Origin of the sequence: Chryseobacterium sp. R2A-55, assembly GCF_021401085.1 — a bacterium.
GTDB lineage: Bacteria > Bacteroidota > Bacteroidia > Flavobacteriales > Weeksellaceae > Kaistella.
Genome location: NZ_JACBFP010000001.1, coordinates 152,309 through 175,073, shown reverse-complemented (window position 1 = coordinate 175,073; position 22,765 = coordinate 152,309). Strand labels below are relative to the sequence as shown.

The 22,765-nt window shown below is 39.6% G+C and carries 25 protein-coding genes; 15 read left to right on the top strand and 10 right to left on the bottom strand.

Going from position 1 to position 22,765, the window contains the following annotated elements:
* Window positions 1–55: 55 nt before the first annotated feature.
* Window positions 56–502, bottom strand: coding sequence for a hypothetical protein (locus L0951_RS00795; RefSeq protein ID WP_234108699.1), 447 nt, complete (start codon window positions 500–502; stop codon window positions 56–58).
* A 192-nt stretch (window positions 503–694) separates the two neighbouring features.
* On the opposite strand from L0951_RS00795, the gene L0951_RS00790 reads away from it, so the two are divergent.
* Window positions 695–1,318 carry a class I SAM-dependent methyltransferase gene (locus L0951_RS00790; RefSeq protein ID WP_234108697.1) on the top strand — a complete coding sequence of 208 codons (624 nt, stop codon included), beginning with the start codon at window positions 695–697 and terminating at the stop codon, window positions 1,316–1,318.
* 21 nt (window positions 1,319–1,339) lie between these two features.
* The gene (gene pepE / locus L0951_RS00785) at window positions 1,340–2,032 is read left to right on the top strand and encodes a dipeptidase PepE (RefSeq protein WP_234108694.1); all 693 of its coding nucleotides are present in this window, start codon (window positions 1,340–1,342) and stop codon (window positions 2,030–2,032) included.
* Between the two features lie 83 nt (window positions 2,033–2,115).
* Here the strand turns inward: pepE and L0951_RS00780 are convergent, their stop codons facing one another.
* Entirely contained in the window at window positions 2,116–2,526 is a 411-nt protein-coding gene (locus L0951_RS00780; RefSeq protein ID WP_234108692.1) for an acyl-CoA thioesterase, read from the bottom strand.
* A gap of 133 nt (window positions 2,527–2,659) precedes the next feature.
* Between L0951_RS00780 and dnaA the strand changes: the two genes are divergently transcribed.
* The 3 genes from dnaA to L0951_RS00765 all read left to right on the top strand — a co-directional run bounded on the left by dnaA (window position 2,660) and on the right by L0951_RS00765 (window position 5,413).
* Entirely contained in the window at window positions 2,660–4,114 is a 1,455-nt protein-coding gene (dnaA, locus tag L0951_RS00775) for a chromosomal replication initiator protein DnaA (RefSeq protein ID WP_234108691.1), read from the top strand.
* A gap of 111 nt (window positions 4,115–4,225) precedes the next feature.
* Window positions 4,226–4,687 carry a low molecular weight protein-tyrosine-phosphatase gene (locus L0951_RS00770; protein ID WP_234108689.1) on the top strand — a complete coding sequence of 154 codons (462 nt, stop codon included), beginning with the start codon at window positions 4,226–4,228 and terminating at the stop codon, window positions 4,685–4,687.
* Window positions 4,688–4,714: 27 nt separating this feature from the next.
* On the top strand, window positions 4,715–5,413 hold the full coding sequence (locus tag L0951_RS00765) for an SAM-dependent methyltransferase (RefSeq protein ID WP_234108688.1): 699 nt from the start codon (window positions 4,715–4,717) through the stop codon (window positions 5,411–5,413).
* 4 nt (window positions 5,414–5,417) lie between these two features.
* Here the strand turns inward: L0951_RS00765 and L0951_RS00760 are convergent, their stop codons facing one another.
* The 5 genes from L0951_RS00760 to L0951_RS00740 form a co-directional block, all read right to left on the bottom strand.
* Window positions 5,418–5,816, bottom strand: a complete 399-nt coding sequence (locus L0951_RS00760) for a hypothetical protein (RefSeq protein WP_234108686.1) — start codon at window positions 5,814–5,816, stop codon at window positions 5,418–5,420.
* 83 nt (window positions 5,817–5,899) lie between these two features.
* A complete protein-coding gene (locus L0951_RS00755) occupies window positions 5,900–6,373 on the bottom strand; it encodes a DUF962 domain-containing protein (RefSeq protein WP_234108684.1) in 474 nt (157 codons plus the stop codon).
* An 82-nt stretch (window positions 6,374–6,455) separates the two neighbouring features.
* Window positions 6,456–7,634, bottom strand: coding sequence for a cystathionine gamma-synthase (locus L0951_RS00750; RefSeq protein ID WP_317207189.1), 1,179 nt, complete (start codon window positions 7,632–7,634; stop codon window positions 6,456–6,458).
* A gap of 36 nt (window positions 7,635–7,670) precedes the next feature.
* Window positions 7,671–7,997, bottom strand: coding sequence for a gliding motility protein GldC (gldC, locus tag L0951_RS00745; RefSeq protein ID WP_234108679.1), 327 nt, complete (start codon window positions 7,995–7,997; stop codon window positions 7,671–7,673).
* Between the two features lie 26 nt (window positions 7,998–8,023).
* Window positions 8,024–9,004 carry a gliding motility protein GldB gene (locus tag L0951_RS00740; protein ID WP_234108677.1) on the bottom strand — a complete coding sequence of 327 codons (981 nt, stop codon included), beginning with the start codon at window positions 9,002–9,004 and terminating at the stop codon, window positions 8,024–8,026.
* A 43-nt stretch (window positions 9,005–9,047) separates the two neighbouring features.
* Between L0951_RS00740 and L0951_RS00735 the strand changes: the two genes are divergently transcribed.
* The 5 genes from L0951_RS00735 to L0951_RS00715 all read left to right on the top strand — a co-directional run bounded on the left by L0951_RS00735 (window position 9,048) and on the right by L0951_RS00715 (window position 11,987).
* Window positions 9,048–9,590 (top strand): GNAT family N-acetyltransferase, encoded by a 543-nt coding sequence (locus L0951_RS00735; RefSeq protein WP_234108676.1) that lies wholly within the window; start codon window positions 9,048–9,050, stop codon window positions 9,588–9,590.
* Window positions 9,591–9,687: 97 nt separating this feature from the next.
* Window positions 9,688–10,122, top strand: coding sequence for a carboxymuconolactone decarboxylase family protein (locus L0951_RS00730; RefSeq protein WP_234108675.1), 435 nt, complete (start codon window positions 9,688–9,690; stop codon window positions 10,120–10,122).
* A gap of 104 nt (window positions 10,123–10,226) precedes the next feature.
* Window positions 10,227–11,018: an NAD(+) synthase gene (gene nadE / locus L0951_RS00725; RefSeq protein ID WP_234108673.1), complete on the top strand. Its 792-nt coding sequence runs from the start codon at window positions 10,227–10,229 to the stop codon at window positions 11,016–11,018.
* Between the two features lie 111 nt (window positions 11,019–11,129).
* Entirely contained in the window at window positions 11,130–11,648 is a 519-nt protein-coding gene (locus L0951_RS00720) for a ribonuclease domain-containing protein (protein ID WP_234108671.1), read from the top strand.
* A 54-nt stretch (window positions 11,649–11,702) separates the two neighbouring features.
* Complete coding sequence (locus tag L0951_RS00715) at window positions 11,703–11,987, top strand: barstar family protein (RefSeq protein WP_234108669.1); 285 nt, start codon at window positions 11,703–11,705, stop codon at window positions 11,985–11,987.
* 96 nt (window positions 11,988–12,083) lie between these two features.
* On the opposite strand, the gene L0951_RS00710 is transcribed toward L0951_RS00715, so the two are convergent.
* A complete protein-coding gene (locus L0951_RS00710) occupies window positions 12,084–13,322 on the bottom strand; it encodes a hypothetical protein (RefSeq protein WP_234108667.1) in 1,239 nt (412 codons plus the stop codon).
* A 32-nt stretch (window positions 13,323–13,354) separates the two neighbouring features.
* On the bottom strand, window positions 13,355–15,823 hold the full coding sequence (locus L0951_RS00705; protein ID WP_234108666.1) for a TonB-dependent receptor domain-containing protein: 2,469 nt from the start codon (window positions 15,821–15,823) through the stop codon (window positions 13,355–13,357).
* A gap of 191 nt (window positions 15,824–16,014) precedes the next feature.
* Between L0951_RS00705 and L0951_RS00700 the strand changes: the two genes are divergently transcribed.
* The 3 genes from L0951_RS00700 (at window position 16,015) to L0951_RS00690 (ending at window position 18,479) form a co-directional block, all read left to right on the top strand.
* Entirely contained in the window at window positions 16,015–16,692 is a 678-nt protein-coding gene (locus tag L0951_RS00700) for a response regulator transcription factor (RefSeq protein WP_234108665.1), read from the top strand.
* A 33-nt stretch (window positions 16,693–16,725) separates the two neighbouring features.
* On the top strand, window positions 16,726–17,760 hold the full coding sequence (locus L0951_RS00695; RefSeq protein ID WP_234108664.1) for a sensor histidine kinase: 1,035 nt from the start codon (window positions 16,726–16,728) through the stop codon (window positions 17,758–17,760).
* 137 nt (window positions 17,761–17,897) lie between these two features.
* Entirely contained in the window at window positions 17,898–18,479 is a 582-nt protein-coding gene (locus tag L0951_RS00690; protein WP_234108660.1) for a plasmid pRiA4b ORF-3 family protein, read from the top strand.
* Between the two features lie 209 nt (window positions 18,480–18,688).
* Here L0951_RS00690 and L0951_RS00685 read toward each other — a convergent pair whose 3' ends face one another.
* The gene (locus tag L0951_RS00685; RefSeq protein WP_234108658.1) at window positions 18,689–20,230 is read right to left on the bottom strand and encodes a bifunctional response regulator/alkaline phosphatase family protein; all 1,542 of its coding nucleotides are present in this window, start codon (window positions 20,228–20,230) and stop codon (window positions 18,689–18,691) included.
* 221 nt (window positions 20,231–20,451) lie between these two features.
* Here L0951_RS00685 and L0951_RS00680 point away from each other — a divergent pair, with 221 nt between their 5' ends.
* Together L0951_RS00680 and lpxD are read left to right on the top strand one after the other, a co-directional pair.
* Complete coding sequence (locus L0951_RS00680; RefSeq protein ID WP_234108655.1) at window positions 20,452–21,666, top strand: HD domain-containing protein; 1,215 nt, start codon at window positions 20,452–20,454, stop codon at window positions 21,664–21,666.
* A 57-nt stretch (window positions 21,667–21,723) separates the two neighbouring features.
* Window positions 21,724–22,764, top strand: coding sequence for a UDP-3-O-(3-hydroxymyristoyl)glucosamine N-acyltransferase (lpxD, locus tag L0951_RS00675; RefSeq protein WP_234108654.1), 1,041 nt, complete (start codon window positions 21,724–21,726; stop codon window positions 22,762–22,764).
* The last annotated feature ends 1 nt before the right edge of the window (window position 22,765 follow it).

The window sequence follows — 22,765 nt, the reverse complement described above, 5'->3', positions numbered from 1 at the left end:
AGCAAAAATCCGTGTAAAATGCACGGATTCCTGTTTAACAAATTAAAATTTTAAATTAAGCCTTTACTTCGGCATTAATTCCTTCATTGATGCTTCCTGAACTGAGTGAAATTTCAGGAATGGAGTAGATTTGAGCTTTTGCCCGCAGTTCTACAATTTTTTTGATATAATTCAGGTTTTTTGCCTCTTCTATGGTCATGTCCTTGAACTCGTAGATATTTACCGCATTGTTTTGGGCAAAAGTTTTTCTGGCATCTTCCAACTCGTCTTCATTTTGCACCTGAACACTCGTGATCAGTTTTTCAGCATCAATTTTTTCAGCCTCATTTTGGGCTGTTCCGAACAGTCTTTCCCAGAAATTTTTCTTCTCTTCGGGCGTGTTTTCCCGGTCTGTTCTGTAAATGATGTAGTCTTCATTTTTGAATCCGGCAAGTTCCAAACTTGCCGAAACTTTTTTGGCATTTTCCTGATTGGGAAACAAGCCGACAACCGTGTAATTCATTATTAAATATTTGATGTAATTTTCTATACAAATATAGCCATAATTTGTATCATTATTGTTAATAGTTGTATTAATGCTGTAATGTTGATAAAAATCAGCTTTATTTTTATTAAATTCATAAGACGATTTTATTCGGCAATAGTTTTGTAACTTTATACCTGTTTTTTGTGTGAAATTTTAAGACCGAAACAGATGACAGAGCAGCAAATAAAGCACTGGAATGAGCGCTACAGTAATGAAGATTACGCGTATGGTGAAGAGCCAAACCATTTCTTGAAAGACCAGCTCAAAGACCTTGAACCTGGGAAAATTTTATTTGCCGCAGAAGGAGAAGGAAGAAATGCGGTGCACGCAGCGAAAAATGGTTGGGAAGTTTTTGCCTTCGACCTGAGTACTGAAGGAAAGAGAAAGGCTTTGAAGCTTGCAGAGAAAAATAAAGTTGCGGTGAATTATCAGGTTGGAGCGCTGGATGATTTGGATTATGATGATGAAAGTTTTGATGCGGTTGTGCTCATTTTTGCACATTTTAATCCGTTGGACCGAACGGCAATTCATCATCAACTCAGCAAACTTTTGAAAAAAGGGGGGCAGGTGATTTTGGAAGGATTCAGCGAAAACCATTTGGAATACAGGAAAAAAGATCCCAGAATTGGCGGTCCTGAAAATCTTGACATGCTTTTTTCCAGGGAAAAAATTCTTTCAGATTTTCCTGGATTCGAAACCGTTATGCTTGAAGAGGCGGAAGTTTTGCTTAATGAGGGAATTTATCACCAAGGTTTTGGATCTGTGATCCGGTTTGTGGCAAAAAAAATCTAAAATTATACTGTACTTGAAAATATGAATGTCCTTTTAGCATCCACTTCCACGCTTTTTGGTGGAAATTATCTGGAATATTTGACTGATGAAATCTCCACACTTTTTGATGGAGTCGATGAAATTATTTTCATCCCGTTTGCGCGTCCGGGTGGAATTTCGCATGATGAGTACACCCAAAAAGCAGCTGAATTTTTTGCGAGGATCAACATTAAAGTAAAAGGTCTGCACGAATTTGAAGATCAGGTTTCCGCGATCAATTCCGGAAGGGGATACTTCACAGGCGGTGGAAATACTTTCCTTTTGGTCAAAACTTTACATGAGGAAAATCTCATGGAAATGCTGAAAAGAAATGTGGAATCCGGAAAACCTTATCTGGGAACAAGCGCCGGTTCCAATATCGGCGGGATCAATATGAAAACCACCAACGATATGCCGATTGTGTACCCACCAAGTTTTGAATGTATGGGATTGGTGCCCTTTAATCTCAATCCGCATTATTTAGATCCCAATCCGGATTTGAAACACAACGGAGAAACCAGGGAAACCCGTATCCAGGAATTTTTGACCCAAAATGACACAAAAGTCGTCGGATTGCGGGAAGGGAACTGGATCCGAAAGATTGGCGACCATATTTCCGTGGAAGGAAAGGAGCTCACCCGGGTTTTTGAGAAAGGGAAGGAACCTTATGAGGTTACGCCGGGAAGTAAATTGTGAACGGGAAAGTAGATTGGTTATGGAGTAGTGATTTATCAGCAAAAACCAAATCATCGCATTTTACTATGGACATCTAATAACTTCTACCTCTCAAACTCTTTTTTGATAAGCTTCATCAAAAAATCCGGACATTTTACCGGCCTGTTTGTTTTGGAATCAAGAAAATAAAGCGTAGTTTTGGCTTGAGTGATCAGTTGTTTAGAATCATTAAAAATTTCATATTCGAACTCGATTCTCACGCCGGGAATTTTTTTGATGCAGGTGTGGATTTCAAGTACTTGGTCATATAAAGCAGGCTTCAAATATTTGATCTGAAACTCCGATACTGGCAGCCAAATTCCCCGTTTCTCGATCTCGTCATATGGCATTCCGAGAGTCCTGAAAAGCTCCACTCTTGCCACCTCGAAATATTCGGCGTAATTTCCGTAGTAAACATATTTCATGGGGTCGGTTTCGCCATAACGTACTCGTAATGAGTGGGTTGTATGTATCATTTTAAGGAATTAATAGATCATACAAATATATTTTTAAATAATCAATAGGACAAAAATTTTTTTTTAAAATTTAAAAATGAGATATTTGTCTTCTCTCAAAAATTTTAACCGCCGGAAAAATTGTAGCACGAAAATGGATGAAAACTTAACGCTTGTTTGGGCAAAGTGTCTTCAGTTCATGAGGGATAATCTGAACGCCGCTGAAGACAACACTGACCTGAAAAAACTGGAAAACTCTTTTGACTTATTGTTTGATAATGTGCAACCAGTTTCCTTGGTGAGCAATAATCTTACACTTTTAGTCCCTAGTGATTTTTATAAAGAATATATTGAAGACAATTATTTGTCTTTGCTTTCTGCTGCGTTAAAGAAAAACATCGGAAAAGGGGTGAAATTATGGTATTCCGTAATGGAAAACAAACCTGCCGGTCATGAAAAACCCATCACCGTGAATGTGAAAGGGAAATCTATTTCCACCCCGAAAGTTCAGGAAACTTTGCCACCGACTTTCACTCAGAATCTGATCAATCCTTTCGTAGTTCCAGGAATGAAGAAGGTGAACATTGATTCAAACCTGAAGGCAGATTTCTCGTTTGACAATTATGTGGAAGGTGAGAGCAATAAATTTGCATCCACTGTTGCAAAATCAATCGCGAAAAGACCCGGAGCAACTGCGTTTAACCCATTGTTTTTATACGGAGGATACGGAGTGGGAAAAACCCACCTTGGACATGCCGTTGGATTGGAAGTGAAAAATTCTTTTCCGGAGAAAGTAGTCCTGTATTTGTCTTCGGAAAAATTCATCCAGCAATTCGTTTCCGCCGCGAAAGCACACAAGCAGACTGAGTTTGCCAATTTCTACCAAATGGTGGATGTGCTGATTATCGACGATATCCAGTTTCTCTCCGGAAAAAAATCTACCCAAGACAGTTTCTTTCATATTTTCGATTATCTGCACCAAAACGGAAAACAGATTATCCTTACTTCAGATAAAGCGCCGGTTGATATTTTGGATATTCAGGACAGAATTGTTTCCAGATTTAAATGGGGACTTTCTGCCGAAATCAAATCTCCAGATTTTGATACCAGAAGAAAAATCATCGTTGACAAATTAAGCCGCGATGGTATTGTTTTGACTGAAGATATGCTGGACTTCCTTGCTGCAGAGGTGAAAACCAATGTTCGGGAACTGATCGGAGTGATCAACTCTGTGATCGCTTATTCCACCATCTATAAGTCGGATCTTTCGCTTGAACTCTTAAAGGAAACCATCAACAAAATTGCGGCAAACCAGAAAAAAGTCATCAATATTCCTTATATTCAGGAAGTAGTTTGCGAATATTTCGGGATTCAGAGAGAGCAACTTCTGTCTAAAACCAGAAAAAGAGAAATCGCTTTGCCGAGACAGCTTGCGATGTATTTTGCGAAAGAATTTACCAATGCAACCTTCACCAAAATCGGTGAGGAAATGGGCGGAAAAGACCACTCCACGGTAATGTATGCTTGCGACACCATCAAAGACGTTTCTAAAATTGATAAAGAACTTAAAAAGTATGTCAAGGAACTGACGGAGAAGATCAAACAGTAAAAAACCGGGAGTCCAAAGACCGAACTCCGAAGAAAATATAAAATGAAGGGTAGAAATATTCTTCATTTTTTTGTAAATTGACAATTCTTTATAACTCATTACTCCTTCATTATGAAATTACTAATGGTCTGTCTGGGAAATATTTGCCGAAGTCCACTCGCAGAAGGAATTCTCAAGAGCAAGCTTCCCGACCATTTTACTGTGGATTCTGCCGGAACGATTTCCCTGCACGAAGGCGAACAGCCAGATAAAAGAGGCCTCGAAATCGCAAGAACTCATGGGATCGACATTGCCGGACAGAGATCAAGACCGATTACAAATCGAGATTTGTTGCATTTCGATAAAATCTACTGCATGGATTTGCGGGTTTACGAAGAGGTGGTTTCTATGGCAAAAGATGAGGAACAACGAAAAAAAATCTCGTTGTTTTTGGAATCTGCAGGGGAAACCGGAGACAATTTGGAAGTTTTCGACCCTTATTGGAGCGGGATGGATCAGTGGGAAGAGGTGTACCAAGTTCTTGATCAGGCTTGCTCCGTCATTGCGGAAAAACTCACCATTAAATCTTCGTAATTCATCATTCATAATTCGTCATTCAATATGTTGTTTTTAATTCCTGCCTATCTCTCTGAAAACTCGCCGCTCGATTTTTTCGCGCCGGTCATCAAAGAATATATTTTAAAGACTGATTACTTCTTCGTGGAGAATGAAAAAACGGCAAGGAAAGTCATCAGGTTTTTTGCCCCTGAAAAGAAACAGGCTGATTTGAAACTATTTATCCTCGACAAATATTCCGAAAATGCTGACTTAAATGAAGCCCGAATTCTAATGAAAAGTGGACAGGATTTTGGTTTGCTTTCTGAGGCGGGACTTCCGTGTATTGCAGATCCTGGAAATTTAATGGTGAGTTGGTGTCATGAAAATAATATCAAAGTTATTCCTGTTAATGGACCTTCTTCCATCATTCTGGCTTTAATTTCCAGTGGTTTTAATGGACAGGAATTCACCTTTCATGGCTATCTCCCGATTGATAAGTCGGAAAAAAAGCAAAAAATTCAGTGGCTGGAAAACCAGGTTCTGAAATCTGGATATTCACAGATCTTCATGGAGACGCCGTATCGAAATAACCAGCTGCTGGAAGATTTGATTAAGTTTCTGAGTCCAAATTCCAAACTCTGCATCGCGGCCAATATCAATGATCCGGAAACGGAATTCATCAAAACCCGCACCATGAATGAATGGCAAAAAAATAAGCCGGAACTTCATAAAATCCCGGCGGTGTTTGTTTTAGGCAGATAATTTCCTATTTCTGGTAATGATAGGAGTATCCATCGGCATCATCGTCTGCTAAGATTAGATTGGTAGCATCGATCTGCATTACGATTTTTTCGCCGTTTTTTGAAAAAACCAAGTAGGTTCTTTCCACATGGTCAGTGTTGGTGACACCTTTTTCTATAGTATAGGTTCCTTCTTTCGTCACCACATCGTTTTCTGTGATGGAATATTGATAGGTTTCGGTAAGTTTCAGTTTTTTTACGATTCCGGCAGATTCTGGAGTTTCGATGATGTTTCCTAAACTTCCATTGGTGGATTTCCAGTTCCAGGTTCCCACATATTGGTCGTTGGAAAGCTCATCGTCCCTTTTTCCGCATTGAACAAAAAATAACAGTAAGAGCGGAAGTATTAACAGCAATTTTTTCATTTCTTGAAATTTTATTCAAAATTAGACATTTGCGATTTAGAAAACTTGATTTTTAATGGGAAAAATTCGAATTCTGACCAAAGTCAATATTTGATTCCCCATTTTTTCAGCAGGAAATGCAGCAGCCAAATCGGTCCAACCAGGAGAAACTGCAAATCTTTCAAAAAGCTCGGTTTCTTGCCTTCGATTTGATGTCCATAAAATTGACCAATCCACGAAAGCACAAAAACTGCCAGAAAAACAATCCATGACTGGTCCTGAAATTTGATATTGATGAAATACACGAAATGTTCCATCAACAGCATCAGGAAAATCATGATCAAGGTAATTCTCCAAGATAGCCGAAAATAGAAAACTGTTACCAATACAATTGCAACACCGGAAACGATGCTGATCATCCCGAAATATTTAATAAAGAGATGTGATGAAGGAATCAGTGAAATTAACCCCAAAATGCTCCAGAAAATTAAAGGAACGCAAATCCAGTGGATGGTTTTGTTGGTTTTATTTTGGTGACTTTCTGCATATTCGGCGAAGAGTTGATCTATTTTTCTCATTTGATCTAAATTTTCAATTTAAACAAATTTAAATAAAAAAACACATCAAATTGATGTGCTTTCCATATCTTCGAGTGAATAATTACGGCTTAAAAGCGTTCTCCAAATCTGCGATCAGGTCATCTTTGTCCTCAATTCCCACGCTCAATCTCACCAAATCGTCGGTAATACCTAATTCTGCTCGTTTTTCTGCAGGAATCGAAGCGTGAGTCATCAAAGCAGGGTGGTTTGCCAAAGATTCCACACCGCCCAAACTTTCCGCCAAAGTGAAGACTTTCAGTTTTTCCAAAAACGAGATTGCATCTTCTTTTTTCCCCGATTTAAAAGTGAATGAAACCATTCCGCCGCTTTCTCTCATCTGTCTTAAAGCAAGTTCATGTTGTGGATGAGATTTCAATCCCGGATAAAAAACTTTGTCAACAACTGGTTGGTTTTCCAGGTATTTCGCAATTTCCAGACCGTTGTCGGAATGTCGCTGCATTCTTAAGGCTAAAGTTTTGATTCCCCTTAAAACCAAATAGGAATCGTGTGGTCCGAGAATTCCGCCGCTTGCAAATTGGATGAAATGCAGTTTTTCGCCAAGTTCGGCATCTTTCGCAATCAAGGCGCCTGCAATCACATCGGAATGTCCTCCTAAATATTTCGTCGCCGAATGCATCACAATGTCTGCTCCCAAATCCAAAGGATTTTGAATGTAAGGCGATGCAAAAGTGTTGTCCACCGCAACCAGAATATTTTTTCCCTTCACCAGATCGGTCACGGCTTTGATGTCCACCAACTTCATCAAAGGATTGGTAGGAGTTTCCAGCCAGATCAGTTTGGTTTTATCGTTGATTAACCCGGCAATTTTTGAAACATCGTCAAAATTCACGAAAGTAAATTTAAGTTGATATTTCTCAAAAAGCCTTACAAACATTCTATAAGTTCCTCCATACAGATCATCAACCGCGATCACTTCGTCACCAGGATTGAGCAGTTTCAAAACACAGTCAATTGCCGCCAAACCTGAACCGAAAGCCAAACCTCTCGCTCCGTTTTCAATGGAAGCCAAACTGTCCTCCAATGCTTGTCTTGTTGGATTTGCCGCTCTGGAATATTCGTATCCGGAATGGATTCCCGGCGATTTCTGTGCAAAAGTGGAAGTTAAAAATACAGGTGCATTTACGGAACCCGTTGCTGCTTCATGGTGTTGTCCACCGTGTATTACTTTGGTATTGAAATTCATAATATTTTGCTTTTTTGTCGACTGGCTTTTGGCGATCAGCAAACCGCTAAGTTCCAAAAGCTAACCGAGATTCTACATTTTTATTGCAGCTTTCTGCGCAAATTCTTCTGCCATCACTTCCAGCCAATCTGCGATATCTTCTTCACCGGTTGCTCTTTCGTAGGTGCTTGCCAATGAAAGTAAAATCTGGTGGATGAACATTTTCATGTGGTCAACCGGCATGTCTTTCGTCCATAAGTCGATTCGCAGTGCCTCACTTTTTTTATCATCCCACACTGAAATCATGGTTGCTTTGGTTTCCTGTTTTTCAATTCCGCCATCTTCTGCATTCCAGGTCATGGTTTCCGGAACGTGGTTTTCATCCAGTTCTACGTCTATGGTAATTTGGGTTTTTCGCATATCTAATTTTCAAATTAATTTTCAGATTAATTTTTCGGTTTATAATTACTTTGATTAAAGATTTCAGTGGCATTCATTTTCAGGAAATCCTGGAGTTTTGTCTTTGGATTTTCCTGGAAGAATTTCCTGCAGATTTGCCACCCTTCAAAAATACCGATTTGTGGCGAAGATTCATTATCGATTTCGGTATAAAATTTAGAAAAAGGGCCTGGTTTGATGAAACGCTCGATGAGCCGGGAGTCATCACTGAAAATCAAATTGTTTTCCACGAAATAATTCCAGATATTGACTTCATTCGCCTTTGCCCATTCATACTGGTCCTGAGTGTAGTTCATTTTCAGATTATCCGGAAAATCGGGCAAGAACGCATCTTGCAAGGTCATCAGTTTTCCTTGATAGATCAGTTCGTCAATGAATTTTTGGTGGTCAAAACTTTTTGCCACAAAGAATTCTGCAAACGTTTGCGAGGTTTTCGGAAGGATGTTTGCCGGGTTCATGGATTTTTGGAAATAATTCTCCAGTCCGTTATAATTCAGGTTGTTTTCACCCATAAACGCTGAGATGTCAATGAACAGCATATTCTGTTCCGGCTGATAAAAAATCGGTTCCATGATTCCCTGCAATCCTGATGAATAAAGGAATACTTTCGGTTCCTTAAATTGAGGATAATAATATTTGATGTGGGAAAACAGGTCGGCTAGTTCCGTATTCAATTTCGGAACATCAATTTTCGAGATGGCTTCCCGGTAGATTTTTGCTTCGTTTGCATCGGCTCTTCTTTTGGCAAAATCTTCGTCAGGAACAGTTCCCTGGAACCACGGATATTTTTGTTTAAAGTTTTCCAGCGGAATATTCAAGTCATACAGTTCTTTTGAAATATCGGTGACTTCCACTTTGGAGACTGGATTTTTGATTTCTATGTTCCATGGGTTTTCAGGATCCTTTTTGCAAGAATTCATGATGGAAACTATGAATACCGAAATCGCTAAAAATCTAAAAAACTTCATTATTTTTACATCAGATTTAAAGCTGCAAAAATACGGAAAATTAATGGCAAAATTATGTATTGAAACCGAGCGCTTAATTTTGCGCGAATTGGTTCCCGAAGATTCAGAAAGAATGTTTTTGCTGGACAGCAGTCACGAAGTGATGAAATATCTTGGGATGAAACCTTTGACTAAAATCGAAGAAACTGCGGAAATCATCCAAAAAATCAGACAGCAATACATGGACAACGGAATCGGAAGATGGGCAGTGGTGGATAAAACTACAGATCTACTGATTGGGTGGAGCGGTCTGAAAATTCTCAAAGAAAAAACCAACGGCTACCAAAACGTTTACGAACTGGGATATCGTTTCTTACCCGATTTCTGGGGAAGGGGTTATGCAACAGAAGCAGCCGCTGCATGCTTGAATTATGGATTTGAGAATCTGAATCTTGAGGTCATTTATGCTTATGCAACTACCGATAATCATGCGTCAAATAACGTATTGCGAAAGTTGGGATTCACCGAAACCGAAACTTTTGTTGATCCTTCAGATGATGCAGAATGTTTCTGGTTCGCGTTAAAGCGGGAAGATTTTAAGGCGTAAAAGCATACTTCTTTGGCAATCATTTATTTGCCCTGAATTCAAAGGATAATGAATGGCAAGAAAAAAATAATTAAGTAATTTTTCTAATAATTAAATTATGAAGAAGAGAGTTAAAGTGAGCAAACTGGAACCGAAATCCTATGAAGTCCTTTTTGCGATGGAAGAATATCTTGCCACCACTGATTTAAGTCACCAATTGCGGGAGCTGATAAAAATCCGGGCTTCGCAAATCAACAAATGTTCATACTGCCTGGAAATGCATACCAAAGATGCCCGCGAAAATGGTGAAACCGAACAAAGAATCTATGCACTTTCCGCGTGGGAAGAAAGTCCTTTGTTTACTGATGCTGAAAAGAGTGCACTCCATTTTACAGAGCAGGTTACTGAAATTTCAAAACTTGGAGTTAGTGATGAAGTCTATGAAAATTTAGAAAAACATTTTACGGAAAACCAAATCGCACAGATGATTATCACGATCGGGCAGATTAATTTCTGGAACAGAATCGCGGTTTCGACAAGGTTGGTTCACTGAACTTAGAAATACGAAGTGCGAAATACCAAGGAGCAAGACTGAAAATGAAGGTAATCATTTGTCTGAGCTAGAACATTATTGAACAATTTTGAACCAAGAATTTTATGCAAACACAAAAAGTAATAGATAAAATTGTTTCCTGGCTGAAAGATTACGCTCAGAAAGCCGGCGCGAAAGGTTACGTCATCGGGGTTTCCGGCGGTGTAGATTCGGGAGTGGTTTCCACACTTTGTGCGATGACCGGTCTGGATTTGCTGATGCTCGAAATGCCGATTCGCCAAAAAGCAGACGAAGTGAACCGCGCATGGGAACATATGAACGATATCACGAAAAGATTTCCCAATGCAAAAGCGATGACCGTGGATTTGACTCCCGCTTTCGAAGAGTTGCATACAACCTTTAATGTAAAAGATCAGGAATTTCCTGCAGAAAAACTCGCTTTTGCAAATACCAGAAGCCGTTTGCGGATGATTACCCTTTATTATTATGGACAGATCAATTCACTTCTGGTTTGCGGAACCGGGAATAAGGTGGAAGATTTTGGGATTGGTTTTTACACGAAATATGGAGATGGCGGAGTAGATGTTTCCCCAATTGCCGATCTTTACAAAACCGAAGTCTATGAATTGGCTAGAGCACTGAAAATTGTGGAATCCATCCAGAATGCCATTCCCACGGACGGACTTTGGGATGCGGACAGAACCGATGAACAGCAAATTGGTGCGACTTATCCGGAACTTGAAAGAATCCAAAAAGAATGGGGAACAAAAACCGAGGCAGATTATTCCGGAAGAGACTTGGAGGTGTATCATATCTTCAAGCGGATGAATCAAGCCGCACAGCATAAAATTCAGCCGATTCCCATTTGTGATATTCCGGAAGAATGGCGTTCATAGGGATAAGTCGCGACTTATTCATTACGATGTGATGTAAAAAAAATCAGTATTTCCAAAAAAATATGCAGCGCTTTAAATCTCAAACCTCAAACTTCAAATCTCAAACGCTAAATGAATAACCCAAAAGTCAAATTATTCCTGTATTTCATTATCGGAGTCCTTTCAGCCTTTTTGGCGATGTATTTTTTTAATAATCAAAAAAAAGAAGAGAAAAATCCGGCTGAAATAACACAAACTTCTGCTTCCAACGCCAATGAAAGCAATTCAGAGGTTCAAAGGCAAAGTCCATTGAATTCTTCCGCTGATATCGAGAATTTGACGGCTGAAAATGTAGTGATTAAATATGTGAAAAAAAACCACCGACTTCCCGATTATTACCTCACCAAATCAGAAGCAAGAAAAAAAGGCTGGATTCCGTCTCAAGGTAATCTTTGCGAAGTATTGCCGGGAAAGGCAATCGGTGGCGATAAGTTTTCAAACCGCGAAAAGACTTTGCCGGAAGGAAACCCATATTTTGAAGCAGACGTGAATTTCACCTGCGGACAACGCCAAGCGGACCGAATCATCTTCACCAAAAATGGCGATGTTTGGCTCACCAAGGATCACTACCGAAGCTTTGATAAAAAATAGTTCACTGTAATGACAAGTTTAAACTTGTGCAAAATCAAACTCAAAAGAAAATTTATGACTGTGTACATAGACTTTACAGAAATCGGTGATTACGAAGATTTCTATACCCAACTCAAAGAAAAGCTTAAACTTCCCGATGATTTTGGCGATAATCTGGATGCGCTTTATGATTCCATCACTGGTTTTGTAGAAATGCCGCTGCATATCGAGTTTGTCAATATGAGTGTGGATCAGCTGGAAAATTTTGAGGATTTGCTGATCACTTTGGAGGATGCGGAGGATGAGCTGGAGGATTTCACGTTCAGCTATTTCCTGGAGCAATACGAAGACGAAGAATAATGTGGAAATCTCAGCAGTGAAAAACAGGAAACCGCTCCAGTCATTAAACTGAAGCGGTCCGGGAAAAAATATTCTGAAAAAACAGAAAGAAATTAATTAGTTTCCTGCGTCTGCTACGTTGAATGAAGTTAAACCAGACCATCCTTTTGCCCAATCCGGCAATGCAGTTCCTGAACCGGCTCCGGTAGCGTTTGCATTAAAAGTGATTTTTGCAGTAAGATTGGTAGCGAGTAGATTTGCATCAGGGAATGCAGTGGTTGCTTTTGCTTTCACGGAAGTACCCACGCTGACTAAGTTGATGTTATTAAGTTTCACGCCGCTGAGAAACCAGTTGTAGGTTCTGTCGGTTTCGAAATCTATACCTGTGGCGAAATTTGCAATAAACACATTATCAAAAATTCCGTTTGATCCCGCTCTGATCTTCATTCCTTGAGATTCCGAACCTTTCACGTTTCCGATCAAAGTAAAGTTTTTGATGGTAGGATTGAAAACACCTCCGTTTGCACCGTTGGTGGTATTGGCATCAGTATCTTGTGTGTCTGCTTCAATTCCTCTGTTTCCTGGCTCCGCATTGTTTAGGTATTCTTTTTTTCTGGCTGCATAAACATAGTCTGCTGTTCCCTGCCATCCTTCTGTCCAGTCAAAACTGTCGTCACCGTTTCCTAACAATAGGATGTGATCCACATTTACGTTTCCACCGAAGAATTCAATTCCGTCGTCACCTCCATCAATGATGGCGATGTGTGAAATAGTGGTTCCGCTTCCCACTCCGAAAAGTGAAAGTCCGTTGAATTCCTTTTCAGGATTGTATTTGAAACCACTGTCTTTGATGACCACATATTTCATGGATCCTGAATTGTCTGTTTTATTGGTTCCACCATAGATCATGTCCCCCAATTCAGAGGTGGAAGTTCCGGAAGCACTTCTGTTGGTGGGAGCGTTTCCTAGGATTACAATACCACCCCAATAACTTTGTCCGTGAGCAACACCTTCAAAGATAATTGGTTTGTCAGCAGTTCCGTTGGCCTGGATTTTTCCACCTCGGTCCACGATGAGGTAAGTTGCACCTTGAGCACCTTTGATTACGGTTCCAGCTGGAATAATCAGAGTTGCACCGCTTTCCACCAAAAGCTTGCCCGTCAAAGTATAAGTTTGGGAAGGATCCAAAGTCACGGTGGTTCCAGACTTGATTGAGCCTTTGAAATCTGCCGGATTAATTCCATTGGATGGTGTTTCTGTAGAATCGTCGTTGCTTCTGCTGCAAGAAGTTGCCACCATCGATGCGGATGCCATTAAGGTCAAGCAGAATGCTGCTCTTAAAAAGTTCTTTTTCATAATTAATTTTTGATTTACTTTATTTTGTTTTATTAAAATTTGTAAGATAGATTGAGTCCGATTTGTCTTCCTTTCGTGTAGTTTTTGTGGTCATAACCTGCCCCTTTAATCACCTGCTCAATTTTATTCTCCGAGTTGATTAAATTCTTTGCGCTGATTCCGATTCCGATTTGTTTGAATTGTAGTTTTAAGTTGGCATCCAGCAAATGGATGGGGTTTTCGTAAAAATTTCCAACATTGTTGGTGCCCAGTGCAAATAAACTTTTTCCGACATAGGAATAAGATACCACAAAATCTAAATTGGAATCTTGGCTGAATTTTTGGTTGTAACCGAGGTTTACGTTGGCTAGGAAATCTGCAACTCCTTGAACTTTGTCCTTGGATTGTCCGCTGAACTGGATCACTTTTCCGCGGTTTTCTTTTGCCAGTTCTGATTCAGATTTCAGATCCTGTTCAGAATGCATGTAGGTTCCGTTTAGGAAAGTGTAAAGTTTACCATTGTTCCACTTGAACAGATCTTTTCTGATTTCCATTTCTGCGCCCACCACATAACCCCTATTGGCGATGTTGAAATAGGTCATATCACTAGAGGCTGCAGTAGAATAGGTCGTTCTTGCGATGGGGTTCTGAAGGTATTTCCCGAATGCGGTCACTGAAACAACTTCACCGGATTTTGGGAAAAATTCCCATTTCAAATCCACATTGTAAATGTCAGATGGATACAGATCCTGATTTCCATAAACATTCGTGGTCACATCATAATAGGCGATCGGAACCAGTTCCTTCGCTTGCGGCAAGCTATATGTTTTTGAAGCAGCAAATCTTAGGTTTTGAGAGTCGGAGATGCTGTATTTCATGTTCAAAGCAGGCAGAATTTTAGTGTACGTCTTGTTGTTTTTTCCCAACTGGAAAATCACGTCGTCCCATTTGCTCTTAATATCCACATAATCTATTCTACCGCCCAACTGCACTATGAATCTGTCACTGAATTGATAATCAAGGTTTACAAATCCCGACTGGATCATCTGTTCAAAATTGTAATAAAAAGGCTTGTATCTTTCAGCATCTGGCCGGAAAGTGTTGTAAACAAAAATCCCGTTATTAAACGAATTGATGAAGGCATCGATATTATTTGGATCCAATGCCGCATTGGATGTGAAATTCATACCGATGGTGGTATTGTTGAATTTTCGGTCCTTATAGCTGCCATTGTACCCGAAATTGACTTTTAGTTTCTCAAAATTCTTGGTCAAACTCACCAATCCGTTGAAAGTGTTGTCCGTCAAATCGTCGAAATATCTGTGATTGTTCACAGCACTGGCTGCGATCAACTCTTTTGTTTCGGCATTCAAGGTGTTTTGCAGGCGGTCCGGTCTTTTACTGTTCATATAGTTGTAACCGAGCGCCCAGTCAGCGGTCCAGGAATTGGTAATTTTATGGTTACCATATAGCTGGTTGATTACCGTGGAAGTAATTTTGTTGTCACCTCGGTTAATGATCACATCGTTACCGATTTCACGCATATAACCTTTGAAGAATCTCGCATCCTGCTCAGAAGAATTGATGAAGTTGGTGGTGAAATTGATACGGTTTTTAGGATTCATCTTATAGACCACATTCAAGACTCCTGTGGTATTGGTTCCATAAGTATATCGCTCTACATCCAGTTTTTTCATCGCTTCTCCTTCTGAGTCATAGAACCCTTCTTTTCCCTTGCTGTAAACGTAGTTATTGTCAAAACCGCCATAAAGGAAAAATGCAAATTTCCCTAAATTAAATCCGCCCTCTATGTCCATATTTGAATTGTACGGATTCGGTTCGTTTTTGAAATTCCATTTAGTCGAAAAGGGATAAATTTCATACGGATTCCCTTTTCTGAAAGTAGTTTCCTTAAACCCGAAAAAACCTGGGCCACCATCCTGTAGTTTGAAGTTTTTTACATCGAAGGTTTGGAGGTTGATGCTGCTTCCAATTCCTATTTTGAAATAGGGCTTTCCGACATGTTCTTTGGAAATGATGTTGATGTTCGCACCCCCGAAATCCCCGGAAAGTCTCGGATTGTACACCTTATCTAAAGAAATATAATCTATGATGGAAGTTTTGAAGATTTCAAGATCTATGTTTTTAAACTCCGGATTATCCGAGGGGATCGGTAAACCATTTAGAGTAGTTGCGTTATAGCGGTCGCCCAAACCTCGGATCACAATTTGTCCGCTACCTTCCTGTTTCTGTGTTCCGGTTGCTTTGGTCACGGCAGTGGCAACATTGCTCACTCCCTGCTTGTCAAGTTGAGCGGAACCAACCCGCTCGATGATTTCTACCGATTTCTTTTGGGTATTGATGATGTTGCTTTCAGTTCCTTTTCTTGCGGATCCTGTAATCACGACTCCCTCAATCTTTCTTTCTTTGTTCGCGGAATCTTTTTTTATTTCTTGCGCGTAAAACATTGATGATGATGCAGTTAAGAATAACACTGCAATGGTCAGTCTGTTAATTTTCATTTTTTCTTTCTCTTTACTTTTTCCTTGTTGCAAAGAAAGGATGAAAAAAAATCAATGGTGTTGAGCCAGTTTTAAATCTTCTTTAATAAATCTTTAAGGATTTTAAAGGAATGTTAAGAAATCATGAACTTTCAGATCGGCAGTATTTTACATGGCAAAAATGGCTAACTTTGAAAGGTTAAAAAGTAGAAATGAATCAGAAAAAAATTCTTTTGATTGATGATGAAATGGACATTCTGGAACTCCTTTCATACAATCTGGAAAAAGAAGGCTATATGGTCTATACCGCACAAAACGGGAATGAAGGAATTGAAAAAGCAAAAAGCATCATTCCGGACCTCATTCTCTTGGATGTGATGATGCCTGAAAAAGACGGTATTGAAACCTGTCAGGAATTAAGGAGAATCAAGGAACTGCAAAAAACGCTCATCGTTTTCCTATCCGCAAGAAGCGAGGAATTTTCGCAGTTGGCAGGTTTTCAGGCAGGAGCTAATGATTATATCGTGAAAATCATCAAACCGAAAGTTCTAATTTCTAAAGTTAATGCGCTTCTGCAGCTTACGTCCAACATTTCGGATTCTTCAAAACTTATTGAAATTGGTGATTTGACCATTGACAAAGACAATTTCCGGGTGACCAAAAACGGTCAGCAATTCCTGCTTCCCAAAAAAGAGTTTGACCTGCTTTATCTCTTGGCATCAAATACTGAAAAAGTTTTCAAACGAGAAGAAATCCTGGAAAAAGTGTGGGGCAGCGATGTGATTGTGGGCGAAAGAACAATCGATGTACATATCAGAAGACTTCGGGAAAAACTGGGGATTGAATCCATCCAGACTTTGAAGGGCATCGGATATAAATTAGTTGTGTAACTTTGTGAATCCTAAAAGAAAGGATTCTTCAAAATGAAATTCCAGCGCCTGACTTTTTTCGCGTCCATTGTGCTGACCGCAGTCGTTCTGATGGTGGTCTATATATTTGACAGCGTGAAACACGAATTCTCCGATACTGACCGACAGTTTTTCCTCACAGTCGGAGTCAGCTCCATTATCATGCTGCTTATCAACTATTTCATTATTGATTTTCTACTGAATTTCTATGGAAAAAGGCAGATCCGGAAAATTTCCACCATTCTTCCCGAAGATATAATCCATGAGGACGAAGAGAGCTTGAACTTTCAGGAGTTGGGTGAAAGGGTTTCCGAAATGAGTCTGAAAAAATCCTCGGAAATCGACACCATGAAAGAAATGGAAACCTACCGTAAGGAATATATCGGAAATGTCTCCCACGAAATGAAGACGCCGCTTTTCTCTATCCAGGGTTACGTGGAAACTTTGATGGATGGTGGAATTGAAAATTTGAATATCCGCGACAAATATTTGGAGCGCATTGACAAATCAGTGGAGCGGCTATTAAACATTGTGAAAGATCTGGACATGATCAACCAGTTTGAAAGTGGCGAGATCACACTGAACAATAGCGATTTCGATATCAATGGTCTGGTTCGGGAGATCATCGACCTCCTCGATCTGGAAGCGGAAAAGAAAAGCGCGAAAGTGTCTTTGCAGACTACCACAAACCAGTTAATGGTTACCGCGGACAAGCAAAAAATTTCCCAGGTTTTAATCAACCTGATTTCGAATGCCATTCATTATTCAAACCGTGAAGAAGCCAAAATTACCGTGAACACCGCTATCTTGAAAAATAAGATCTTAGTGGAAGTTGAAGACAACGGAATGGGAATCAAACCGGAAGCGTTGCCGCGGATTTTTGAGCGTTTTTACCGGGTAGAATCCAGCAGGAACAGAAAAGATGGCGGCTCCGGTTTGGGACTGGCGATTGTGAAGCATATTTTGGAAGCTCACCACCAAAACATCAAAGTGGAAAGTGTTTATCTGGAAGGTACCAAATTCAGCTTTTTACTCGATCGGGCAATCTAGTGCAGGGGCTGAATTTAGGCAAATATTTTTAGAAAAAAAGGGGTGGAAATATTTTTTTGTCCAAAGCCAATTGTTTTATATTTGTACCCGAATTCAAAGTCAGAAAACAAACAGAAAAATCTTATTTAATAGTAGTAATGGTTTATAAAATCCGCATCATCTTAGACACTAAAGATGACATTTTCCGGGATGTAGAAATCAAGGGAAATCAGAATTTATGGAATCTTCACCTGGGAATCAAAAGTGCATTTTCGCTGATGGGAGACGAGCTGTCACTTTTTAATATTCTGGATGAAGACGGTGTGATTGTGAAATCAGTCCCATTGGAAGATATGAGCGATGATGGTGACGGAGAGATTATGAGTGATGTTTACATCAAAGAGGCCTTTGAAAAAGTGGGGGATAAAATTCATTTCCAGTACGGTTTTATGGACCTATGGGAGTTTTTCTGCGAACTGGTGGAGATTATGGACGAAAAACCTGCGGTAAATTATCCCATCACCGTTTTCCGCTTCGGAAAGATGCCCCTGAAAGCACCTGGAAAATCTGGTGGTGCCAAAAGCGCCAAAAATGGAGCGATACCTTTGATTGATGATGATTTCGCCCCTTTCGATGAGGAATTCAATTCAAATGGTTTCGAAGAGGAAGACGATGAAAGTTTTGAAGAAGAAGAAGATTTTATTGATGACAATTTCGAAGATGATTTGGATGAAGAATAGATCTTAGATCTTAGATAAAAGAGATAAGAACAAAGAATATCGATTAGATTCCTGATGCTAGAAATATGATTTCCCGAAGGTTTTCGGGAAATTTTTTTTGGGCGTTTTTGAAAACGAAAAGCCGGAAGATGAATCCATAAAAGAGGGCGGAAAAAACAAAAGTGCTTTCCGCCCCTAGAACCCAAATCAAATAAACTATGAAAAAAAAACTATTTGGGCTCCAAAATGCTGATCGGAATAATACATTCCTCCAATGAAATCCCGCCGTGCTGGTAAGTATCCCTATAGTAATTCACAAAGTGGTTGTAATTTTTCGGATATGCCAGGAAAGTGTTGTTCTTGGCGAAAATATATTTGGAACTCAGATTTCCTTTCGGTAAGAAAAGTTTCTCAGGATTAGAAATGGCCCAAACATCATTTTTTTCGTAGGTCAAACTTCTTCCGGTTTTGTAACGGATATTGGTAGAGGTTTCTCTGTCTCCGACCACTTTGCTTGGTTTTTTTACATAAATTGTTCCATGGTCAGTGGTAATAATGAGTTTGAAGCCGTTTTCGGCTGCCGCCTTAATGATTTTCATCAGCGAGGAGTTTTCAAACCAGTTGTAGGTCAAAGAGCGGAAAGTCTTATCGTCCCGAATTAATTGGTTCACAATCACATTGTCGGTTTTTGCATGAGAAAGAATATCGATGAAATTGTAAACGATTACCAGTAAGTCATTGTTCTTGTGCTGGTTGAAATCATCGAATATTTTTCGCTCAAAATCAGCATTCAGAATTTTCAGGTATTTCATGGTTTTAGATGAAAGTCCTAAACGCTGCATCTGGTCTTCCAAAAAATCTCTTTCATGCTCATTTTTGTTACCTTCCTCATTGTCATTAAACCAATATTGCGGAAATCTTTTTTCAATTTCGGACGGAAGCAATCCTGCAAAAAACGAGTTTCTCGCGTATTGTGTCGCAGTGGGCAGAATTGAAAAATAATACTCTTCCGAAGTCTTGTTGTAATATTTGGTGAAAAGCGGTTCGATGACTTTCCATTGGTCATACCGCAGATTGTCCACCATTAAAAGAAGGACTTTATCTTTCTCCACTTCTGGTTTCACCTTATCCTTAAATAAGGTATGGCTCATCATGGGCTTTTCGCCGCCATGTAGCCAGTCCTCATAATTTCGCTCGATAAATTTCGCAAATTGGATGTTGGCTTCTTCTTTCTGCGATTGCAATAAATCCGCAAATTCATTATCGGAAACCTTGTCGAATTTGATCTCCCAGTTCAGGATTTTCTTGTAGTATTCCGCCCAGTCTTGGTAGGTCTTCAAATAGGAAAGCTCCATCGAAAGGTTGCGGAATTCCTGCTGGTATTCCAAAATTGTTTTCTGTTCCACCAAAGACTCTTCCTGCAGATTTTTCTTAAGTGACAATAAGACTTGATTGGGATTTACAGGTTTTAGGATATAGTCGGCAATTTGTGATCCAATCGCCTGTTCCATAATCTGCTCCTCCTCATTCTTGGTCACCATCACGATTTTAATGGCAGAATCTATATTTTTGATCATTGGAATCGCTTCCAGACCGCTAATTCCAGGCATGTTTTCATCCAGCAATGCCAATTGGTAATTTTCTTTCTCAATCATTTCCAATGCCTCATTGACATTGTTTACGGGAGTTACATCATAGCCTTTGTTTTCTAAAAATACGATATGGGGTTTCAGTAAATCTACTTCATCATCAATCCAGATCAGTTTTGCCATATATTTCTTTGTTTAATTTGTAAGTCGGTGAATTGTATTCAGCGTATTAATGCATCAAAAATACAACCAAACTTTGCCAAGATTTCTTTAAAATGACGTTAAAATTAGGTTAATTTTAAAACAACTGTTTAAATTGCCGCATGCTTTATGGAAAAAAAAGAAAACTTAACTTTGTACGCACAGCTGCAGCCATTGCATCAATTGCACCAAATTAATTCTCGATGTTGACCAACAAATTCAAAATCATCAACGATCCTGTTCACGGGTTCATCAGTGTTCCGCATGAAATTATTTTCGATGTCATCGAGCATCCTTATTTTCAAAGACTGAGGCGGATTTCCCAAACCGGGTTACTGAATTTGATTTTCCCAGGTGCTACACACACCAGATTTCATCACGCTTTAGGTGCGATGCATCTGATGTTTACGGCGCTGGAAACCCTAAAGTTAAAAGGGATAAAAATTTCGAAAGAGGAAGAAAAAGCCGCGATGTTGGCCATTTTGCTACACGATGTTGGACATGGTCCTTTCTCCCACGCTCTGGAAAATATGTTGATGGACGATTGGCATCACGAAAAATTGTCGCTTTTGCTGATGAATAAAATGAATGAGCAATTCGGCGGTGAACTTTTGATGGCATTGGAAATGTTTCAGGGGAAATATAAAAGAAAGTTTTTTAACCAACTGATTTCATCGCAACTTGATGTGGACAGGCTGGATTATTTGAGGCGAGACAGCTTCTTCAGCGGAGTTTCCGAAGGAAATATTAATACCCAAAGGATTATTTCCATGATGAACGTTTCCGAGGATGAACTGGTGATCGATGCGAAAGGGATTTATTCCATAGAGAATTACCTCACGGCGAGAATGTTCATGTACTGGCAGGTTTATTACCACAAAACATCCGCATTGGCGGAACATCTTTTGGTGAAAATTCTGAAAAGGGCGAAAGAGCTGGTCTCGGAAGGAAAGGAATTGCCTGCATCTGAAAACCTCAACTATTTTCTTTACAGAAATCATTTTGAAAAAGCCACAGAGGAGGATATTCAGCGATTCACCGAATTAGACGATAATGATGTGATTCAGGCAATGAAATTTTGGACCACAAATGAAGATTTTGTCCTTTCCTATTTGTGCAAATCTGTAATCCAAAGAAATTTGCCTAAAACCATCATCTCCACCAAACCATTTGTGCCAGATTTTATTGATGAAAAAATCAGAAAGACCAATGAAAAATTCGGTATTGAAAATGGTGCCGAGTTGGTGGACGAAATCTCCAGGACTCTGCTTCCCTACAATTCCGAAAAACAGCCAATCTACCTTCTTCAAAAAGACGGAACGAAAATTACGTTGGAAAATTTTGAGAACCAGATTCTTTCCTCATCAATGAATCAATTGAATACCAAATATATCTTGTTTTTTCCCAGGGAAATATGAATTTTAAAACTCGTAAAAATTTAGCGTATATTTCATAATTTCTTATCTTTGCAGGATATGGAATTTACTGCTTCTCAGATTGCAAGTTTTATCAACGGAAAAATTATTGGAAATGAAAATGCCGTGATTACAGGTGTTTCGCCAATTGAAAGTGGAGAAAACGGCCATCTTTCTTTCGTTGCGCAAGAAAGATTTGCTGACTATATCAATTCTTCGAAGTGTTCCGTGCTGATCGTTTCAGAAAAACTTTTGACAAAAGACAACTACACAAAAACCATCATCGTTGTTGAGGATGCCTATCTTTCTTTTCAGATTTTAATGAATCTTTACAAGGAAATGCAGGGCAGAAAAACGGGGATAGAAGACGGGGCAGTTTTCCATGAAACTTCTGTTGTAGGCGAAAATGTTTATGTGGGCGCTTTTACCTGTGTTTCTGAAAAAGTAATAATCGGCGACGAGACACAAATTTATCCACACGTCTACATCGGCAAGAATGTGAAGATAGGCAAAAACTGCGTCCTTTACAGTGGAGTCAGAATTTATGATTACTGCGTCATTGGCGATAATTGCATCATCCATTCAAACACCGTCATCGGCTCCGATGGCTTTGGTTTTCAACTGACAAAAGAAGGATACCAGAAAATCCCACAACTGGGAAACGTGGTGGTGGAAGATCATGTGGAAATCGGTTCCAACTGCAGCATTGACAGAGGAACAATCGGATCCACGATTATTGGAAAAGGTACCAAAATAGACAATCTTATCCAAATTGCCCACAATGTAAAAATCGGAAGGAACAACGTGATCGCCGCTCAAGCCGGAATCGCAGGTTCCACCATAATTGGTGACTGGAACATGATCGGTGGGCAAGCCGGAATTGTGGGGCACATCCAAATTGGAAACCAGGTGAAAATCCAGGCACAAAGTGGGGTGAACAGCAGTACAAAAGATGGCGATATCCTTTATGGCTCTCCCGCGATCAACGCCAGCGATTACCGTAGAAATTATGTCCATTTTAGAAATTTCACCGAGATTGTGGCGAAAATGAATGAAATGGCAGCACGAATAAAAGAACTTGAAAACAACTCAAAAGATTAAA